Raw genomic sequence first — 17,181 nt, 5'->3', positions numbered from 1 at the left:
CCGGATAGGGCCGCCCATGCCGCTTCCCGAAGCCTCCGCCACCGTCCACCAGTTCCGTTCGCCGGCCGGCGCGGCGCCGCTCGACATCGCCGTCATCGGCTCGGGCATTGCCGGACTGTCGGCGGCGTGGCTGCTGTCGAAGGCTCACCGAGTCACCTTGTACGAGAAGGAGGACCGGCCGGGCGGCCACGCCAACACCGTGGACTCCGGCGGCGCGGGGCCGGTCGATACCGGCTTCATCGTCTACAACGCGCCCTGCTACCCCAATCTCGTGGCGCTGTTCGACCATCTCGGCGTGGCGACCCGGCCGACCGACATGAGCTTCGCCGCATCGCTCGACGGTGGGCGGGTGGAGTATGCCGGCACCTCGCTCGGCACCCTGTTCGCGCAGAAACGCAACCTGCTGCGCCCGCGCTTCTGGCGGATGCTGGTCGACCTGCTGCGCTTCTACCGCGAGGCGCCGGGGCTGCTGGCCGATCCGGACGCGGCCACGCTGACCCTGGGCGCCTTCCTGGAGCGCGGGGGCTATTCCGACGCCTTCGTGCGCGACCATCTGCTACCGATGGCCGCCGCCATCTGGTCGACCCCGGCGGAGGCGATGCGCGACCATCCCGCCGCCGCCTTCGTCCGCTTCTGCGAGAACCACGGGCTGCTGAAGATTGCCGGCCGGCCGGTCTGGCGCACGGTGGAGGGCGGCAGCCGCGCCTATGTCCGCCGCATCCTGGCGGACATGCCCGATGTCCTGCGCCTGAACTGCGCGGTGGAGGCGGTGACGCGGGAGGGCTTTCACGGCGACGGAATTGGCGGCGGGATTGGCGGCGTGTCTGGCCAGCCGTCCGGCCGCATCCTGGTGCGCGACCGCCGCGGCGCCGTGCGTGCCCATGACCATGTGGTGTTCGCCACCCATGCCGATCAGGCGCTCGCCCTGCTGGAGGAACCGACGCCGTTGGAAAGCCGGCTGCTCGGCTCCATCGGCTACGAGCGCAACCTCGCCATCCTGCACAGCGACGCCGGCCTGATGCCGAGGCGGCGGGCGGTGTGGTCGAGCTGGAACTATCTGTCGCAGCGGGGCGATGCCGGCGCCGACGCGGTCTGCGTCACCTATTGGATGAACCGGCTGCAGGGCTTCCTGCCGCCCGAACGCGACCTGTTCGTCACCCTGAATCCGATCCGCCCGCCGCGCGAGGGCACCATCCTGCGCAGCATCCTCTACGACCACCCGGTCTTCGGGATGGAGGCGCTGGCGGCGCAGAAGCGGCTGTGGAGCCTGCAAGGTTGCCGGAACAGCTGGTTTGCCGGCTCCTACTTCGGCGCCGGCTTCCACGAGGACGGGTTGCAATCGGGGCTGGCGGTGGCCGAGGCGCTGGGCGGGGTGCGGCGACCCTGGACGGTCCCCGACGAATCCGGCCGCATCCATCTGGACCCGGCGGCGCCGAACACCGCGCGCGAGGCGGCGTGATGGACGGGGCGAACTTCGCGTCCGGCCTCTATCTCGGCACGGTGATGCACCACCGCGTCAGGCCGGTGCGCCACCGGCTGTCCTACCGGGTGTTCAGCCTGCTGGTCGATCTGGACGAGCTGCCCCGGCTGGACCGCGAATTGCGGTTGTTCGCCCATGACCGCTTCGGATTGATCGGTTTCCACGACCGCGATTTCGGGCCGCTGGGGGAGGGCGCCGGGCCGTCACTGAAGGGGTGGGCCGAAGGCCAGCTCGCCCGCGCCGGCATCGCCGGGGGCGGTGCGGTGCGGCTGCTGTGCTTTCCGCGGGTGCTGGGATTCGCCTTCAACCCGCTCTGCGTCTGGTTCTGCCACCGGCCGGACGGCGGCCTGGCCGCCACCATCCATGAGGTGAGCAACACCTTCGGCCAGCGCCACGCCTATCTGATCCCGGCCGGGCCGGGGCCGGATGGGCTGGTGCGCCAGCGCTGCGACAAGCGGTTCTACGTCTCGCCCTTCATGGACATGGAGACCGCCTATCACTTCCGCATCCGCCCGCCCGCCTGCCTTCCCGGCGAACCGCTGGCGCTCGCCATCCGCCAGACCGACGCGGCGGGGCCGCTGCTGCACGCGGCGCTGACCGCCCGGCGGGTGGAACTGACCGACGGCGCCATCCTGCGGGCCTGGGCCCGCCATCCGCTGATGACCGCCAAGGTGGTCGCCGGCATCCATTGGGAGGCGTTGGGCCTGTGGCGCAAGGGCATGACCGTCCGCCCGCGTCCGCCGGCCCCGGCCGAGCCGGTGACCATCGTCGGCGCCGCCCCGATCCACAACTGACCCATCAAGAGCCAGGGGATTTTCCGCAATGACCGACCTCGCTGCGACCGCCTTCCGTCCACGCCCCTGGTGGCTGCGGCTGATGACCGGCCGCGACCTGTGGACCGGCGCCCTGCTCGGGCTCGCCACCCGGCTGCGCCATGGCGAACTGAGCCTGCGCCTGCCCGACGGCCGCCTGCTGCGCTTCGGGGAACCGGCCGGGGGCGAGCCGACCGGGGGCGATGAGGCCGGTGCACTGCGCGCCGACCTGGCGCTGACCGATCCGGCGGCGGCCCGGCGCCTGCTGCTGGGCGGAGACATCGGACTGGCCGAGGCCTATGGCGACGGGCTGTGGCACAGCACCGACCTGCCGGCGCTGATCGAGCTGGCGATCCGCAACGAGGCCGAACTGCGGGGCGGGCTGGACGGCAGCGCGCTGGCGGCGGTCGCCAACCGGCTGTTCCATCGCAGCCGCGCCAACTCGCGCAGCGGCAGCCGGCGCAACATCGCCTTCCATTACGATCTGGGCAACGACTTCTACCGGCTGTGGCTCGACCCCGGCATGACCTATTCCTCGGCGCTCTACGAGCATGCCGGCCAGAGCCTGGAGGATGCGCAGGAGGCCAAGATCCGCCGCGCCGCCGACCTGCTGGAGGTTCGGCCGGGCGACCGCGTGCTGGAGATCGGCTGCGGCTGGGGCGGCATGGCCGAGCATCTGGCTGGCCGGCGCGGCGCCTCGGTCGTCGGGCTGACCCTGTCGTCCGAACAGCTCGCCTTCGCCCGCGGCCGGGTCGCCGCCGCCGGGCTGGCCGGTGCGGTGGATCTGCGGCTGCAGGACTACCGCGACGCTGGCGGCACCTTCGACCGCATCGTCTCCATCGAGATGATCGAGGCGGTTGGGGAGGCGCATTGGCCGCGCTACTTCGCCACGCTGCGCGACCGGCTGGCCCCCGGCGGGGCCGCGGTGGTGCAGGCGATCACCATCGAGGACGCGCGCTTCCCCAGCTACCGCCGCAACTGCGACTTCATCCAGCGCCACATCTTCCCCGGCGGGCTGCTGCCCTGCCCATCGGCGCTGCGCGCGCAGGCGGAGCGGGCCGGGCTGGTGGTGGAGCATGCCGAGATGTTCGGCCAATCCTACGCCCGGACCTGCGCCGAATGGCGGCGGCGCTTCCTGGCCGCCGGGCCGCAGGTCGCGGCGCAGGGTTTCGACGAGCGGTTCCGGCGGCTGTGGGACTATTACCTCGCCTATTGCGAGGCCGGATTCCGCGCCGGGACCATCGATGTCGGGCTGTGGCGCTTCCGCCGGCCCTGAGCCGAGAGGCAGAGCGGAGAAACACAGCCATGCCACGCGCCCGCCCCCTGATCGCCGCCACCGCCCTGGTGGCCGCCCTGGCCACCGCCCTGCTCAACGGATGCTCCGCCATGAAGGTCGAGGACTTCGCCGGCACGACGCCGGAATTGAGGATCGAGCGCTATTTCGCCGGCCGCACCCATGCCTGGGGCGTGTTCGAGGACCGGTTCGGCACGCTGCGGCGCAGCTTCACCGTCACCATCGACGGCAGCTGGGACGGGCGGGAGCTGACGCTGGACGAGCATTTCCTCTATTCCGACGGCGAGACCGACCGTCGGGTCTGGCACATCGTGAAGAGCGGCGACGGCCGGTACGAGGGGCGGGCCGACGACGTGTACGGCACAGCTGTCGGCCGGCAGGCCGGCAACGCGCTGAACTGGAATTACGAACTTTCGATGAAGGTCGGCGAGGACCGCTGGCGCGTGCGCTTCGACGACTGGATGTGGCTGCAACCGGGCGAGGCGCTGGTCAACCGCGCCAACGTCTATCGCTGGGGCGTGTGGATCGGCACGGTCAGCCTGTTCTTCCTGCCGGAAGGCCGGCTGGCCACCATGCCCCAGGCCGCTACGCCCCAGGCCTTTCCGGCGGTGCCGCCCCCAGCCGCCGCTGAATGAGGCGCAGCGGCGCTCCCAGCAGGGGAAGGCGCAGATAGATCTGCTCGCCGGAATCCCAATGGTCGATGTGCTCGCTCACCCGGCCGTCCGCCGCCTGCCGCACCTCGCTGGTGCCGATCACGTCGAGCCGGCCGATGGCGGGCAGCATCGCTTCGAACCGCCAGCGCAGGATCGCCAGATCGGAGGCATACAGCCGGTGGGTGACGGTGAAGCGCAGGTCGCGGCAGCCGTCCAGCGTGTGGGCCAGCACAGCGCGCACCGCGTCGCGCCCGTGGGCGTCGTTGAAGGGATCGCGAAAGCGAACCTCGGCCACCGTGAGCTCCGGCAACCGGTCGAGCGTGGCGGGGCTCAACGTCTCGAAGAAGGCGGCCCAGGCGTCGAGGCCATGGCTGCGGGCGTCATCGGGCGTCATGTTCCGGTCACCTTGCGCACCAGGGGGAAATAAAGCCGGTAGGGCAGCAGCCGCGCCATCCTGACCTTGCGGGTGAAGCTCTTGGGGAAGCTGATCTCGAAGCGGTCGCTGTCCAGCCCGGCCGCCAGCTCCTCCGCCGCGTCCTCCACCGGCATCAGGTCGGGCATCGGGAACGGGTTGCGTGCGGTCAGCGGCGTATCGACGAAGCCGGGGCAGACCAGCTGCAGCCGGATGCCGGCACGGTCGCAGTCGGGCTTCAGCGATTCGCACAGGTTGATCAGCGCCGCCTTGGACGGGCCGTAGGCCGCCGCCGTCGGCAGCCCGCGATAGCCGGCGACCGAGGCCACCACCGCGACCTGCCCGCCGCCGCGGGCGCTGAGGCGCGGCAGCAGCGCCTCCAGCCCATGGACCACGCCCATGTAGTTGACCTCCATCAGCCGGCGCGCGGTGTCGGCGGAAAAATCCTCCAGCGACATCGGGGTATGGGTCCCGGCGTTCAGCACTGCGCGGCCGATCGGGCCGACCCGGTCCTCGATGGTGGCGACGGTCTCGGCGGTGGCTGCGCGGTCGGTCACGTCCAGCGGGAAGGGAAGGATGCGGTCGGGTGCCGACAGCGCCACCGCCGTCAGGTCCGCGGCAGAGCGGGCGGACAGCGCCACCGTTGCCCCATTCCCGGTTCCGGTTGCGGCCCCTGCAAGGCGCAGCGCCAGCGCACGGCCGAGGCCGCTGCTGCCGCCGGTGATCCAGGTGACGGGTCGGCGCTCTCGGCTGGCCATGATGCAACTCCGCAATGGTCAGGTCGATACGCGCGGACCGGCCGGCTGGATCACCCGGAGGCGTCAGCGCCGGTCCGGGCCGGGGTCGGCGGTTCCATCCGCGACCGGGTGGTCGACCGCCAGGACGGTGAGGGTTTTCGCCTCGCCCTGGCGGGTGTACCAGGTGATGGATTGGCCTTCCGCGACGCCGATGAGCGCGGCGCCGACGGGGGTCAGCACCGAAACCCGCCCGGCGGCGAGGTCGGCATCCTGCGGGTAGACGAGGGCGACGGTCCGCTCCTGCCCGGTTGCCTCATCCCGGTACGCCACACGCGCACCCATGGTGACGACCATCGGAGGGATCTCGTCGGCTTCCACCACGACGGCGCGCTCCAACTCCGCCGTAAGGTAATCATAAACGTCCGGAACCAATGTTGTGGCGGCCTCGGCCAGGCCGGAGAGGCGGTCATGGTCGGTTGCGGTCAGGACGATCGGCGGGAACTGGTCTGCGGGACGCATCGGGGTCTTCCTTCCTTGCTGTCGAGCGTACGCGCCGCCGCCGCGATCCGCCCTCCCGGTGGGCGCGTCGGCGGCTGCGGCGATTGTGTACGCGGAGCCCAGCGGCCGCGGGGAGGCGGGCTGGAGCGCATGTCGTGATGAAATCGGAAAATGGATCGGCCCCGGACGGTCCGGGAGCCTTGCCTCAGGCGACCAGATCCGGGGCGGGCGTGCCTGCGTGAACGCGGCCTGCACGCAGACGGTTGCGGATATGGCGGAAGGGCGAAGTCATGGTCAGTCAAACCATGGCGAGGTCGGAGGGGGAATTCAAGGGAAAGCGTGAGAAGCCGGGGCTGTGCCGGCCGGTCATCCGCGCAAAGCGTCAGGTTGACCGCGGCGCGAATTCGACGAACCGAATTTTCTGGCTATCGCTCGCGTCGGTCCGGCGCTGGGCCATCCCGCCGGTTCGCGCCTCAAGCCGCCCCGATTTCCACACGATGGATGCATGCTCGATAGCATGCTTGAAATCGATGGACACGGCTTCGATAATCCGCGGCATGAACTTGCACGGCATCGATCTCAACCTGCTCGTCGCCTTCGACGCCCTGAATGCAGAACGGAACGTCACGCGGGCCGGGGCGCGCATCGGCCGGACGCAACCGGCCATGAGCGCGGCCCTGTCGCGGTTGAGGGTGCTGCTGGGCGACGAGCTGTTTGTCCGCGGGCCCAGTGGCCTCCAGCCGACCCCGCGGGCGGTGGAGTTGGCCGAACCGATCTCCCTTGCGCTGAGGGATATCCAACGCACGTTGCAGTTTACGCAGGATTTCGCCCCCTCCGCATCGACGATGACGTTCTCGCTCGGTGTATCGGGCCATGCCGGCTCCGTTGTCCTGCCGCGTCTGCTGTCGATCCTGACCGAGAGAGCCCCGACCGTCGATCTGCGCGTTCAAGATTATGCCGGCCGCGATGATGCAATCGCCCTGCTCGACAGCGGTGAGGTCGATCTGACGGTCGGAATTCCGCCGTCGGCAACCGGCCGCATCCTGCGTGCGCGCCTGTTCCAGGAGCGGTTCGTCTGCATCCTGCGGAAGGAGCATCCGGCAACGCTGCGGCCGCTCGATACCGAGAGCTTTCTTGCGTTGACGCACATTCTCGTGGCACCTGAGAATGAAGGGCTGGACGTGGCGGAGGCCGCGCTGGCCATGAAAGGCATGAGGCGCCGCATCGCTTTGACGGTCCCGCAGATGTCCGCAGCTCCGCAACTGGTTGCGTCATCCGATATGATCGCCACCGTCGTGGAAGGCGTCGTCGCGGGCTCCGGCTACGCCGACCGGTTGTCGGTGCTGGAATTTCCTTTGCGGTTGAACCCGGTGCCGTTCGTTCTGTCATGGCATCGCAGGAACGATGCGCATCCGGCTCAGCGCTGGCTTCGGAACTGCATGCTCGCCGCCTTCCCGAATGTCTGGCTGCCATCGGAGAATGTCTGCGCCGATCTGGCCCAGCAATATTATTGAGAATGCCCCGGCAGGTGGAGCCATAAACGGCGTGGATGATCGCTCATAACGTCTATCGATTTTGGTTGGAATGTCTGCCCCGATAGGCTCCCGGGACGGTCGATCGATTGGCGATCGCCGATCCATCCGGGAGCATCCCTTCAATGTCGGACAGGACATTCCGCGTAGGCATCATTGGCGCAGACATCCAGGCCAGCTGGGCCGGGGCCTCGCATGTTCCCGCGCTCGAACCGCAGCCTTCCCTGGTTCTGGCCGCCGTCGCGACACGCCGGGAAGAGAGCGCGAAGGCTGCCGCCGCGGCGTTCGGGGCCGGACGCTGGTACGCGGATCCTTATGAACTCATCCATGACGAGACCATCGATGTCGTGACCGTCGCGGTGAAGGTGCCGGCGCATCGGCCTTTGGTGCTGGCAGCCCTGAAGGCCGGCAAGGCGGTGTATTCCGAGGCGCCCCTGGGCGCGACGCTGGCCGAGACCGAGGAAATGGCCGCCGCGGCCGGTTCGCTGCACACCGCGATCGGCCTGCAGGGCCGGCACAATCCCGCCGTCCGCCGCGCGGCGGAACTGGTCGCTTCCGGACGGCTCGGCCGCCTGCTGTCGGCGCGCGTGGCGGCGACGACCTTCGGCTTCGGCCCGCAGTCGCCCGCCGCCTACGATTATTTCAACAAGGCAGCGTCGGGCGCCAGCTTCCTCACCATCACCACCGGGCATGTCCTCGACGTCGTCGAGGCGGTGCTCGGCATCATCACCGAAGTCGATGCACGCACGGAGCTTCTCTGGCCGGACATCGAGATCGTCGATACCGGCGCGACCTCCGCCCGCGAGATCCCCGACCATGTCGACCTCATCGCCAAGACCGCGAGCGGCGCGCCGGTGTCCGTCCAGGTCCTGGCCAATGTGCCGGCGGAGGACGCGGCCTTTTCCTTCGAGATCCGCGGTTCCCGGGGCTGGCTGAAGATCACGGGCAACCACCTCGCCGGCGTCCAGGTCGGCGACCTGACCCTGTCGTCCAGCGTCGCGTTCGATCCGCCGGATGCGCCGGTGGCGTCGGGTGTCGGGCCGGCCGCGGCGGATTTCTGGGTGGGTGCCGCCATCAATGTCGGTGAGGTCTATGCCTCCCTGGCGCGCGATCTCGCCGCCGGCACCCACCGGACCCCCGGTTTCGGCCATGCCGTTCACAACAGCCGGCTCGTCGCAGCGGTCGAGCGGGCGGCCCGGACCGGCGAGCGGCAGCGAAACCTCGGCTGACCGGGGCCGCCGGTCACCCATACCGATCAAATTCGAGAGGAGGTGCGCGATGCGCATGCGCAAATTCGGCAACAGCGGCCTGTTCGTATCGGAACTGTCCTTTGGCGCCATGACGTTCGGGGGTACCGACGGTCTGTGGGGGAAAGTCGGGAAGCTGGGGCAGGACGATGCCGACGCCCTGGTCAAGGCGGCTCTCGATGCCGGCATCAATCTCTTCGACACCGCGAACATCTATGCCGATGGGCGAAGCGAGGAGATGCTCGGCCGTGCGCTGAAAACCATCGGCGTCGCGCGGGACGACGTCGTCATCGCCACCAAGGCGCTCGGCGCCATGGGAGAGGGGCCGAACCGGCGCGGCGCCTCCCGCCGTCACATTCTGAGCGAGTGCCGGGCGAGCCTGCGGCGGCTCGGCGTCGACCATATCGACCTGTATCAGCTCCACGGCTTCGATCCCGCGACCCCTATGGAGGAGACGCTGGAGGCTCTCGACACGCTGGTTCGTACCGGCGACGTCCACTACATCGGGCTGTCGAACTGGGCCGCTTGGCAGATCATGAAAGCGATTGGGGTCGCAAACGCCCGGCACCTCGCGCCGATCACATCGCTGCAGGCCTACTATACCCTCGTCGGACGAGACATCGAACGCGAGATCGTCCCCCTTCTCGAATCGGAGCGCATCGGCCTGATGGTCTGGAGCCCGCTCGCGGGCGGCTATCTCAGCGGCAAATATTCCGACGGGAAACATGCCGACAGCGGCGACGGCAAAGGCGGCCGGCAGACCGAGCTGGACTTCCCGCCGATCGACCGCGCTCGCGGCGAACCGCTGATCGGGGTGCTGAGATCGGTTGCGGACAAGCATGGCCGCCGGCCGGCGCAGGTCGCCATTGCATGGCTGCTGAAGCAGGCAGTCGTATCGACCGTGCTCGTCGGTGCCCGGCGGGTCGACCAGCTGGCGGAGAATATCCAGGCGGCCGGGATCCTGTTGGACGAGTCCGACATGGCGGCGCTGGACCGGGTCAGCCGGCTGCCGGTCGAATATCCGGGCTGGCTGCTGAACGCCTCGGATCGTCAAGCCTCGGATCGCCAAGCCTCGTAGCTGCCGGGCTGCTCCGGTCCAAGGACCTGTATGTTCCGGCCAGCCGCTGAAGTACTCTGTCCGCCGGCCGGCGCCCTGCCGGCGGGGCGGGCAGCGGAAGGCGCATCGGGCATGGCGGGCTCAATCAAACTCGACACCGGGACCGACCTGATCTGCGGCTATTTCCTGACCGCCGATGCGCCGCCGGTGCGCGTGTCCTTCGAGGAGATCGGGGCGGCGCGGCATCGCACCGGCGGGGTGCTGTGGCTGCATTTCAACCTCGCATCGGCGCGGGCACGGGACTGGCTGGAAAGGGAGAGCGGGCTGGACGAGTTCGCGCGCGAGATCCTTCTCGACGCCAACGACGACCGGGCACGGCTGGAGCCGTTCGACGACGGCTTCGTCGCCGTACTGAGCGACATGCAGTACGACTTCAACTTCGAACCGTCTGACATCGGCGCGCTGCGCCTGTTCATGGACGCCGGCCGGATCGTCAGCTGCCGGCGGCATCCGCTGAAGGCCATCGACCGGCTGCGCAAGGCTTTGGGCGACCATGGCCGCTACAGCAGCACCGCCGAGTTCATGGCGGATCTGATCGACCTTCTGGCCGATACGCTGGGCGAGGTGGTCGCGCGGGCGGAGGCCGACCTGGACAAGGTTGAGGACACCGTCCTGGCCGAGCGCTACCAGCTGGCCCGGCAGCGGCTGGGCCAGCTGCGCCAGCTGATCGTCAGGCTGCGGCGCCATGTGTCGCCGCAGCGGGCGGCGCTGGCGCGGCTCGCCTCCAACAAGGTGTCCTGGATCGGCGAGGACGACCGTGCCCGCCTGGGCCATGCGATCGAGAAATTCGCCGGCGTGCTCTATGACATCGAGGCGCTGCAGGACCGCGCCAAGGTCCTGCAGGACGAGCTGCTGGCCAGGGTCGCGGACCAGCAGAACCACAGCCTGCATGTGCTGGCGGTCGTGACGGTCATCTTCACCCCGATGACGCTGATCTCGGGAATCTTCGGCATGAATGTGGCGGGGCTGCCGGGCGTTGCCGGAGAGCATGCATCGGACCATGCCTTCTGGTGGGTCATGCTGCTGATCCTTCTGTCCGGCGTCGCGATGCTGATCTTCCTGCGCCCCCGCCGCTGAAGCCCGGCGGGGATGCCGATGCAGGGCGGGCCGGGATCAATCCGCCTGGATTTGCGCGACGAAGCGGCCGACCTGCCCCTGGAGTGCCTGCACCGTCCGTTCGAGGTCGTGGATGCCCTCCCTGAGGAGGATCGCCGCCTGACCGTTGCCGTGGGCGGCGGTGGCGACGTCCTGCACCCCGCCCCGCAGCCGCTCGGTTCCGTCGGCTGCCTGCTGGACCGCGCGGCCGATCTCCGCGGTGGCGGAATTCTGCTGTTCGACGGCGGCGGCGATGGAGGCGCTGATCGAGCTCAACCGGCCGATCACCGTCACGATCTCGCCGATGTGGGATGCCGCCATGCCGGTGGAACTCTGGATTGCGCCGATCAGCGTCGAGATCTCCTCCGTCGCCTTCGCGGTCTGCCCGGCCAGGTTCTTCACCTCGGTCGCGACCACCGCGAAGCCCTTGCCGGCCTCGCCGGCGCGCGCCGCCTCGATGGTGGCGTTGAGCGCCAACAGGTTGGTCTGGCCGGCGATGCTGGAAATCAGGGTGACGACGTTGCCGATCTTGTCCGCCCGTCCGACCAGCTCGTCCATCAGTCCCACGGTGCCGCCGACCTGCCGGCTGGCGTCTTCGGATTCGGTCTGGGCGCCCTGGGCCTGGGACGAGATTTCCCGGATCGACGCCTCCAGCTCCTCGACTGCCGCGGCCACCGTCTGGACATTGGCGCTGACCTCGTTGGCGGCCTCCGCCACCGTGCCGCTCATCGTCGCGTTGTCGCCGGCGCTCATGGCGATGTCGGTCACCGTCCCGCTCATGGTGCTGACCGTTCCGCTCACGCCGGCCAGCAGCCGGCCGACATCCTGGTCGAAGCGCCCGGCGATGGCTTCGAGCATCGTCCGCCGCTGGTGCTCGGCCTCGGCCCGCATGCGGACCTGCTCCTCCTCCAGCCGGCGCTTTTCCAGCGCGTTGGCCCGGAACACCGCCAGCGTCGCGGCCATATGGCCGACCTCGTCCTCGCGGCGGATTTCCGGAACCGCGATGTCGGTTTGGCCGTCCGCCAGCGCCCGCATCACATCGGTCATGCGGGAGATCGGCCGGGTCGCGCCGCGCACGATGATCAGCAACGTGCCGCAGACCGCCAGCAGGGCCGCCAGGGCGCCCGCCGCGATCGACAGTGCGCTGGTCACGGTCTGCCGTTCGATCCGCCGGGTGTTCAGGCGCAGTTCGATCTCGCCGATCGTGGTGACCTTGCCATTCTCGCTCCGCCGGATCGGGTGGGTCCGCGTCACCACGCCGTCGGAACCGGATCCGCCGATGAGGCCGTCCGTCGCGAAGGCCTTGCCGCCGGTGTCGCGGATTGCGCTGCCGACATAGTCGGGATCGGCGGCAAGCGCCGCAAGCAGCGCCGTTGCGGCCGAGGAGTCCATGTTCCACAGGGCCTCGCCGGCACCGCCGGCCAGGGCGGTCGCGGTCATCTGGGCACGCTCCTCCAGAGCGGCGCGCGCGGCAGTCATGGTCGTCCACATGGTCGCGGCGGCCGCGCACAGGGCGATGGCGAACAGCAACGCCGCGATCGGAACGATCACGTGCGCGGTCAGGCTGCGACGATAGCTGCGTAGCATTCCAGTCTCCAAGGCGTTGGCAATGCCGGCTTGGCGGCGGACGGACGGTTCGGAACGGCCGGGCCCGATATGGGCGTGCCGCTCAGCTCCCCAGGGCCTGCGACAGGATCGCCTTGGCGTCGATCTTCGCCAGCCCTTCGGCGAACAGACGCGCCAGCGCCTTTCCGTCCTCTCCCTTGTGGAAGGCGATGTGCAGCGTCTTGTCCTCCAGCGGCCTGGCGTTGAACCGCAGCCCGGAGGCCAGCCCCGCCAAGTCCGGGTTGGTGCGCAGGAGGTCGTTCATGACCGCAAGGTCGATCACCGCCAGATCGATGCGTCCCGCCGCAAGCTTCTTCAGGTTGGTCGCGTCGCTGTTCGCCTTGTCGGCGCGCAGGCGGCCATCGGCGATGCGGGCATCCAGTTCCGCGGTGTTGACGTAGCCGTCGACGACGCCGATCCGCTTCGTCGCGAGGTCGTCGAGGCTGTTCCACGTCACCGGCGCCTGGCTCCGTTCGGCGAAGCCCAGCGGGCTGGTGCCGAGAGGGACCGAGAGGATGAAGTCGTTCTCGACCTCTGCTCCCGCATATTCCGGGAAATAGCCCTGAACCTCGCCGCCCTCCTTGGCGAGGGCAACGGTCCGGTTCCACGGATAGAAGCCCACCCGCAGCTCGTAGCCGACCGCCGCGAATGCGGCCCGCACCACGGCCACGGCAGCACCCTTGTCTTTCAACGCGTCACCGCTGAAGGGGGGCCAATCGAGCGAGGTCAGACGCACGACCTTGTCCTGTGCAAGACTTGGCGAGGCCATCGTCCCGGCGAGAAGCATGCAGAGGAGAACAGCGGCAATCCGCGCAGCGATACGGACGATCATCCTGGAGCTCCATTTGAGATTGTGGAGAGCGCGAGAGTCAAAAACCGCGATGATCATGTAACAAATAGTACACAAGAACTCCCTTTGCTTATGATTACTCGCGATTTGCCGCGGCGCAAAAGATAATTTTGACTAAAAGCACGTTAACCAATACTTGGAGGCGTTCGGTGCGATACGCGGGCCGCCTGGAGGGCTGGCCGCGCGGTGGCGGCTTGAGATGAGGCCGAATGCGCGCTTTCATGCATCCCCCGACCTGCCCCCTCCCGAGGACCGGCCCCGCCCATGAACAGCACCGCGTTGCGTTATTTCCTGGAAGTCGCCCGGACCGGCTCCATCGCCGAGGCGTCCGCCCGCCTCAACGTCGCGTCGTCGGCCATCAGCCGGCAGATCGCGCATCTCGAGGCCGACCTTGGCGTCGAGCTGTTCGAGCGGCGGCCGCGCGGCATGGTGCCCAGCCCGGCGGGGGAACTGCTGGCCCGCCATGCCCGGCGCGTCTTCCTGGAAGAGGAGGCCATCGTCAACGAGCTGAAACGGCTGCGCGGGTTGGCGACCGGCGTGGTGCGGATCGCGGCGACTGAGGGGTTCGGGCTCAGCCTGATCCCGTCGGCGATCCATGATTTCCGCCGGGACCATCCCGGCATCCGGGTCGAGCTGCACGTCGATGCGCCGGCCGAGGTGACGCGCATGGTCCGTGACGGCGACGTCGACATCGGCGCGACCTTCTCCTTCGCGCCGCAAGCCGGCGTGCGGGCGATCGGCGAGGGGAGGGCGCCGGTGCTGGCGGTGCTGGCGAAGGACCATCCGCTCGCCGGCCGCGTGGTGCTGTCGCTCGCCGAGCTTGCGGCCGAGCCGATGGCGCTGCCGGAAAAGGACACCACCGCGCGGCAGGTGTTCGACATCGCCTGCGGGCTGGCTGGGGTCTCGGTCCAGCCGGTGCTGGTGTCGAACTACATCGCCGCGCTGTGGGCCTTCGCCGCGGAAGGTGGCGGCATCACCATCGCCAGCTCCTTCTCCGTCCATTCCCGCAGCGTCGGAACCCAGGTGGCGCTGGTTCCCATCGATGCGCCGACGCTCGACCAGCGCCGCTACCAGATCCTGACCATGCTCGGCCGCCGCCTGCCGGACGCGGTGGATGCCTTCGCCAGCCATCTGATCGGCGTCGTCCAGGGGCTTCAGCCCGCCGGCGGGCAAGGCAACCTGATCTGATGCCCTCCAAGCCCGGAGAGATCCGGGGTAGACGACCCTGGAATGCGACCATACAAAGTGGAGTCGGGTCGTCAGCGATTAAGGTGCCTCGATGGGTTCACAGGCCGTTCCCCCTCAATCCGGCGATCCGGACGACGGGGCCGGTGAATGGGCGTTGGAGTCCGGCGGGGACGGTGGCCGGAGCGGGCCGTTCGGCGCGCTGTTCGCCGGCAATGCCGCTCCCATCCTGCTGATCGATCCAGGCGCCAACGGCGCGATCGTCGATGCCAACCCCAAGGCCGCCGCCTTCTACGGCTACAGCCGGGAGCGGATGCGCAACCTGCATGTCTGGGACATCAACGTTCTCGGCCATGCGGTCCTGCCGGCGATGCATGCCATCGCCTCGTGGGAGGGCGGCCATTTTCCCCAGCGCTTCCGCCATCGTCTGGCCGACGGTTCGGTGCGTGACGTGCAGGTCTATGCCGGACCGGTCGTCATCGCCGGGCGCCGGCTCCTGCTGTGCATCATCCACGACATCACCGCGGTGATCGAGGCGGAGCATTTCAACCGCCTGCTGCTGGAAAGCGTCCAGGTCGGCGTCTGCGGCATCGATCGCGACGGCAACTTCACCTTCCTGAACCCGGTCGCCACGCGGACCTTCGGCTTCCAGCACGACAGCGAACTGATCCGCGGCCACATCGGCGCCTACCTGACGGGGGGCGGAGCGGGGGCGGCAGCGGCGGAGGTGGAGGACTGGCGGACCCATCCGGTCGGCCGCGTGACCGAAGGCGGAGAGGGGGTCGAGGCCCTGGACTGTACCCTGTACCGCCATGACGGGTCGCCCTTCCCGGCACGGCTGACGGCCAGCCCGATCCGCAACGATCAGGGCTTCGTCGGGGTGGTCGTCAGCTTCACCGACCGCAGCGGCGAGACCGAGCGGGATGCCCAGCTGAGCGACCTGACCAATGCCCTGCCGGGCGCGGTCTTCCAGGCAGAGCTGCTTCCCGACGGCCATGTGCGCCCGACCTATTTCAGCGCAGCCGCGGCGGCGCTGTTCGGACTGCCGGCCGAGTCGGCTCCCACCGACTGGCCGTCGCTGTCGCCGATCATGAGCCGCAGGCGGTGGGCCGGGCTGCGGCGCGCGCTGCGCCGGGCCGGGCGGGACGGCACGGCCTGGGAACAGGAAGGCACGGTGGGGCTGGTGGAAAAGCGCTGGCTGCTGGGGCGCGCCCTTCCCCGCTGCCGTCCCGACGGCACGGTGACCTTCAACGGCGTCCTGCTCGACATCACCGAGCGCCGGCGGCTGGAGGCGGAGCTGGAGCAGGCGGCCCAGGTCGATCCGCTGACCGGGCTGTGGAACCGCCGCCGTTTCCAGCAGGCGCTCGACGAGGCCGCCGGATCCCTTCGCCGCAACGGACGCCCCTATTCCCTGATGCTGATCGATATCGATCACTTCAAGCGCTACAACGACACGCACGGCCATCAGGCCGGCGACGAGGCCCTGCGCCGGGTCGCCGCGACGCTGGCCGGCCATTCCCGGCGCCTGGACGGGCTGGCCCGCTGGGGTGGCGAGGAGTTCGCCCTGCTGCTGCCCGAAGCGGAGCTGGAGGCCGCCGCCGTGCTGGCCGAAAGGCTGCGCCGCGCGGTGGCCGCCCTGGCCGGCTCAGGCCTGCCGGCCACCATCAGCATCGGCATCGGGCAGGCCGGCATCGCCGAGGACGCCGATTCGCTGTTCCGGCGGGTCGACGCCGCGCTCTATCGCGCCAAGGCGGCCGGCCGGAACCGCGTCGAGCGGGCCTAGAGCCGAACTGCCGGAAGCCAGACGCCAGGAGCCAGACCGCCCATGCCCCGCTTCGCCGCCAACCTGACGATGATGTTCACGGAATGGCCGTTCCTCGACCGCTTCGACGCTGCCGCCGATGCCGGCTTCCGGGCCGTCGAGTATCTGTTCCCCTACGACCATGCGCCCGATGCCGTGGCCGCCCGGCTGCAGCGCAACCGCCTGACGCAGGCGCTGTTCAACATGCCGCCGGGCGACTGGGCGGCGGGGGAGCGCGGACTGGCGGCGCTTGCCGGCCGCTGTGCCGAGCTGACGGCCGGCGTCGCGACCGCGCTGCGCTATGCCGAGGCCACCGGCTGCCGCCGGCTGCACCTGATGGCCGGGCTCGCCGACCCGGCCGATCCGGCGGCCGCCTCCCGCTACCGCGACGCCGTGCTCCACGCCGCCGATGCGCTGGGCGGACGCGGCATCGACCTGATGCTGGAGCCGATCAACGGCCGCGACATGCCCGGCTATTTCCTGAACGATTTCGCCGCCGCCGAACGCTGGATCGCCGGGCTCGGCAGGTCCAATGTGAAGTTGCAGTTCGATCTCTACCACTGCCAGATCCTGCATGGCGACGTCACCATGGCGCTGCGCCGGCTGATCCCGCTCACCGGCCATGTCCAGATCGCCTCGGTGCCCGCACGCGACGAGCCGGACGGCGGGGAACTGAACTGGCCCTTCCTGTTTGCCGAGCTGGACCGGCTCGGCTATGACGGCTTCGTCGGCTGCGAATACCGTCCCCGCGGCGGCACCCTCGACGGGCTCGGCTGGTTCGCAGCCCATCGCGACCGGCAGGATCCCGCTGGATAATCGGCCGGCGGCCCCTCTGCACCGTCCCCATCCGCAGCGGATTGCCG

General features: G+C 69.5%; 16 protein-coding genes. 11 read left to right on the top strand and 5 right to left on the bottom strand.

What is annotated here, in order from left to right; translation table 11 throughout:
* Positions 1 to 16: 16 nt before the first annotated feature.
* Genes ABMY26_RS04140 through ABMY26_RS04125 form a run of 4 tightly spaced genes read left to right on the top strand, consistent with a single transcriptional unit; the run spans position 17 to position 4,221 of the window.
* Entirely contained in the window at positions 17 to 1,459 is a 1,443-nt protein-coding gene (locus ABMY26_RS04140; protein ID WP_372394220.1) for an NAD(P)/FAD-dependent oxidoreductase, read from the top strand.
* The gene (locus ABMY26_RS04135; protein WP_372394218.1) at positions 1,459 to 2,274 is read left to right on the top strand and encodes a DUF1365 domain-containing protein; all 816 of its coding nucleotides are present in this window, start codon (positions 1,459 to 1,461) and stop codon (positions 2,272 to 2,274) included. Before ABMY26_RS04140 ends, ABMY26_RS04135 begins: the two co-directional genes overlap by 1 nt.
* A 28-nt stretch (positions 2,275 to 2,302) precedes the next feature.
* Positions 2,303 to 3,568 (top strand): class I SAM-dependent methyltransferase, encoded by a 1,266-nt coding sequence (locus ABMY26_RS04130; RefSeq protein ID WP_372394216.1) that lies wholly within the window; start codon positions 2,303 to 2,305, stop codon positions 3,566 to 3,568.
* Between the two features lie 29 nt (positions 3,569 to 3,597).
* On the top strand, positions 3,598 to 4,221 hold the full coding sequence (locus ABMY26_RS04125; RefSeq protein WP_372394214.1) for a DUF3833 domain-containing protein: 624 nt from the start codon (positions 3,598 to 3,600) through the stop codon (positions 4,219 to 4,221).
* Here ABMY26_RS04125 and ABMY26_RS04120 read toward each other — a convergent pair.
* From ABMY26_RS04120 to rnk, 3 genes are all read right to left on the bottom strand, one after another.
* The gene (locus tag ABMY26_RS04120) at positions 4,172 to 4,633 is read right to left on the bottom strand and encodes a nuclear transport factor 2 family protein (protein ID WP_372394212.1); all 462 of its coding nucleotides are present in this window, start codon (positions 4,631 to 4,633) and stop codon (positions 4,172 to 4,174) included. The two genes, ABMY26_RS04125 and ABMY26_RS04120, sit on opposite strands and share 50 nt — an antisense overlap.
* Complete coding sequence (locus ABMY26_RS04115) at positions 4,630 to 5,409, bottom strand: SDR family NAD(P)-dependent oxidoreductase (protein WP_372394210.1); 780 nt, start codon at positions 5,407 to 5,409, stop codon at positions 4,630 to 4,632. Before ABMY26_RS04115 ends, ABMY26_RS04120 begins: the two co-directional genes overlap by 4 nt.
* 63 nt (positions 5,410 to 5,472) lie before the next feature.
* Entirely contained in the window at positions 5,473 to 5,907 is a 435-nt protein-coding gene (gene rnk, locus ABMY26_RS04110) for a nucleoside diphosphate kinase regulator (protein WP_372394208.1), read from the bottom strand.
* Positions 5,908 to 6,176: 269 nt separating this feature from the next.
* Between rnk and ABMY26_RS04105 the strand changes: the two genes are divergently transcribed.
* The 4 genes from ABMY26_RS04105 (at position 6,177) to ABMY26_RS04090 (ending at position 10,859) form a co-directional block, all read left to right on the top strand.
* Positions 6,177 to 7,400 (top strand): LysR family transcriptional regulator, encoded by a 1,224-nt coding sequence (locus ABMY26_RS04105; protein ID WP_372394206.1) that lies wholly within the window; start codon positions 6,177 to 6,179, stop codon positions 7,398 to 7,400.
* A 107-nt stretch (positions 7,401 to 7,507) separates the two neighbouring features.
* Positions 7,508 to 8,647 carry a Gfo/Idh/MocA family protein gene (locus ABMY26_RS04100; RefSeq protein ID WP_372394204.1) on the top strand — a complete coding sequence of 380 codons (1,140 nt, stop codon included), beginning with the start codon at positions 7,508 to 7,510 and terminating at the stop codon, positions 8,645 to 8,647.
* 49 nt (positions 8,648 to 8,696) lie between these two features.
* A complete protein-coding gene (locus tag ABMY26_RS04095) occupies positions 8,697 to 9,743 on the top strand; it encodes an aldo/keto reductase (protein WP_372394202.1) in 1,047 nt (348 codons plus the stop codon).
* A gap of 111 nt (positions 9,744 to 9,854) precedes the next feature.
* Complete coding sequence (locus ABMY26_RS04090) at positions 9,855 to 10,859, top strand: CorA family divalent cation transporter (protein WP_372394200.1); 1,005 nt, start codon at positions 9,855 to 9,857, stop codon at positions 10,857 to 10,859.
* A 36-nt stretch (positions 10,860 to 10,895) separates the two neighbouring features.
* Here the strand turns inward: ABMY26_RS04090 and ABMY26_RS04085 are convergent, their stop codons facing one another.
* Together ABMY26_RS04085 and ABMY26_RS04080 are read right to left on the bottom strand one after the other, a co-directional pair.
* A complete protein-coding gene (locus ABMY26_RS04085) occupies positions 10,896 to 12,464 on the bottom strand; it encodes a methyl-accepting chemotaxis protein (RefSeq protein WP_372394198.1) in 1,569 nt (522 codons plus the stop codon).
* A gap of 82 nt (positions 12,465 to 12,546) precedes the next feature.
* A complete protein-coding gene (locus ABMY26_RS04080) occupies positions 12,547 to 13,314 on the bottom strand; it encodes a substrate-binding periplasmic protein (protein ID WP_372394196.1) in 768 nt (255 codons plus the stop codon).
* A gap of 282 nt (positions 13,315 to 13,596) precedes the next feature.
* On the opposite strand from ABMY26_RS04080, the gene ABMY26_RS04075 reads away from it, so the two are divergent.
* The 3 genes from ABMY26_RS04075 (at position 13,597) to otnI (ending at position 17,134) form a co-directional block, all read left to right on the top strand.
* Positions 13,597 to 14,520, top strand: a complete 924-nt coding sequence (locus tag ABMY26_RS04075; RefSeq protein ID WP_372394194.1) for a LysR family transcriptional regulator — start codon at positions 13,597 to 13,599, stop codon at positions 14,518 to 14,520.
* A gap of 91 nt (positions 14,521 to 14,611) precedes the next feature.
* Positions 14,612 to 16,300: a diguanylate cyclase domain-containing protein gene (locus ABMY26_RS04070; protein ID WP_372394192.1), complete on the top strand. Its 1,689-nt coding sequence runs from the start codon at positions 14,612 to 14,614 to the stop codon at positions 16,298 to 16,300.
* Between the two features lie 42 nt (positions 16,301 to 16,342).
* Entirely contained in the window at positions 16,343 to 17,134 is a 792-nt protein-coding gene (otnI, locus tag ABMY26_RS04065) for a 2-oxo-tetronate isomerase (protein WP_372394190.1), read from the top strand.
* The last annotated feature ends 47 nt before the right edge of the window (positions 17,135 to 17,181 follow it).

Source organism: Azospirillum sp. HJ39, from assembly GCF_041507355.1.
Lineage (GTDB): Bacteria > Pseudomonadota > Alphaproteobacteria > Azospirillales > Azospirillaceae > Azospirillum > Azospirillum thiophilum.
This window is presented reverse-complemented; position numbering and strand designations above follow the sequence as displayed.

Coding starts and splice junctions, on each gene's coding strand:
- ABMY26_RS04140 (WP_372394220.1), top strand. CDS start 17: ATGCCGCTTCCCGAAGCCTCCGCCACCGTCCACCAGTTCCGTTCGCCG.
- ABMY26_RS04135 (WP_372394218.1), top strand. CDS start 1,459: ATGGACGGGGCGAACTTCGCGTCCGGCCTCTATCTCGGCACGGTGATG.
- ABMY26_RS04130 (WP_372394216.1), top strand. CDS start 2,303: ATGACCGACCTCGCTGCGACCGCCTTCCGTCCACGCCCCTGGTGGCTG.
- ABMY26_RS04125 (WP_372394214.1), top strand. CDS start 3,598: ATGCCACGCGCCCGCCCCCTGATCGCCGCCACCGCCCTGGTGGCCGCC.
- ABMY26_RS04120 (WP_372394212.1), bottom strand. CDS start 4,633: ATGACGCCCGATGACGCCCGCAGCCATGGCCTCGACGCCTGGGCCGCC.
- ABMY26_RS04115 (WP_372394210.1), bottom strand. CDS start 5,409: ATGGCCAGCCGAGAGCGCCGACCCGTCACCTGGATCACCGGCGGCAGC.
- rnk (WP_372394208.1), bottom strand. CDS start 5,907: ATGCGTCCCGCAGACCAGTTCCCGCCGATCGTCCTGACCGCAACCGAC.
- ABMY26_RS04105 (WP_372394206.1), top strand. CDS start 6,177: ATGGTCAGTCAAACCATGGCGAGGTCGGAGGGGGAATTCAAGGGAAAG.
- ABMY26_RS04095 (WP_372394202.1), top strand. CDS start 8,697: ATGCGCATGCGCAAATTCGGCAACAGCGGCCTGTTCGTATCGGAACTG.
- ABMY26_RS04090 (WP_372394200.1), top strand. CDS start 9,855: ATGGCGGGCTCAATCAAACTCGACACCGGGACCGACCTGATCTGCGGC.
- ABMY26_RS04085 (WP_372394198.1), bottom strand. CDS start 12,464: ATGCTACGCAGCTATCGTCGCAGCCTGACCGCGCACGTGATCGTTCCG.
- ABMY26_RS04080 (WP_372394196.1), bottom strand. CDS start 13,314: ATGATCGTCCGTATCGCTGCGCGGATTGCCGCTGTTCTCCTCTGCATG.
- ABMY26_RS04075 (WP_372394194.1), top strand. CDS start 13,597: ATGAACAGCACCGCGTTGCGTTATTTCCTGGAAGTCGCCCGGACCGGC.
- ABMY26_RS04070 (WP_372394192.1), top strand. CDS start 14,612: ATGGGTTCACAGGCCGTTCCCCCTCAATCCGGCGATCCGGACGACGGG.
- otnI (WP_372394190.1), top strand. CDS start 16,343: ATGCCCCGCTTCGCCGCCAACCTGACGATGATGTTCACGGAATGGCCG.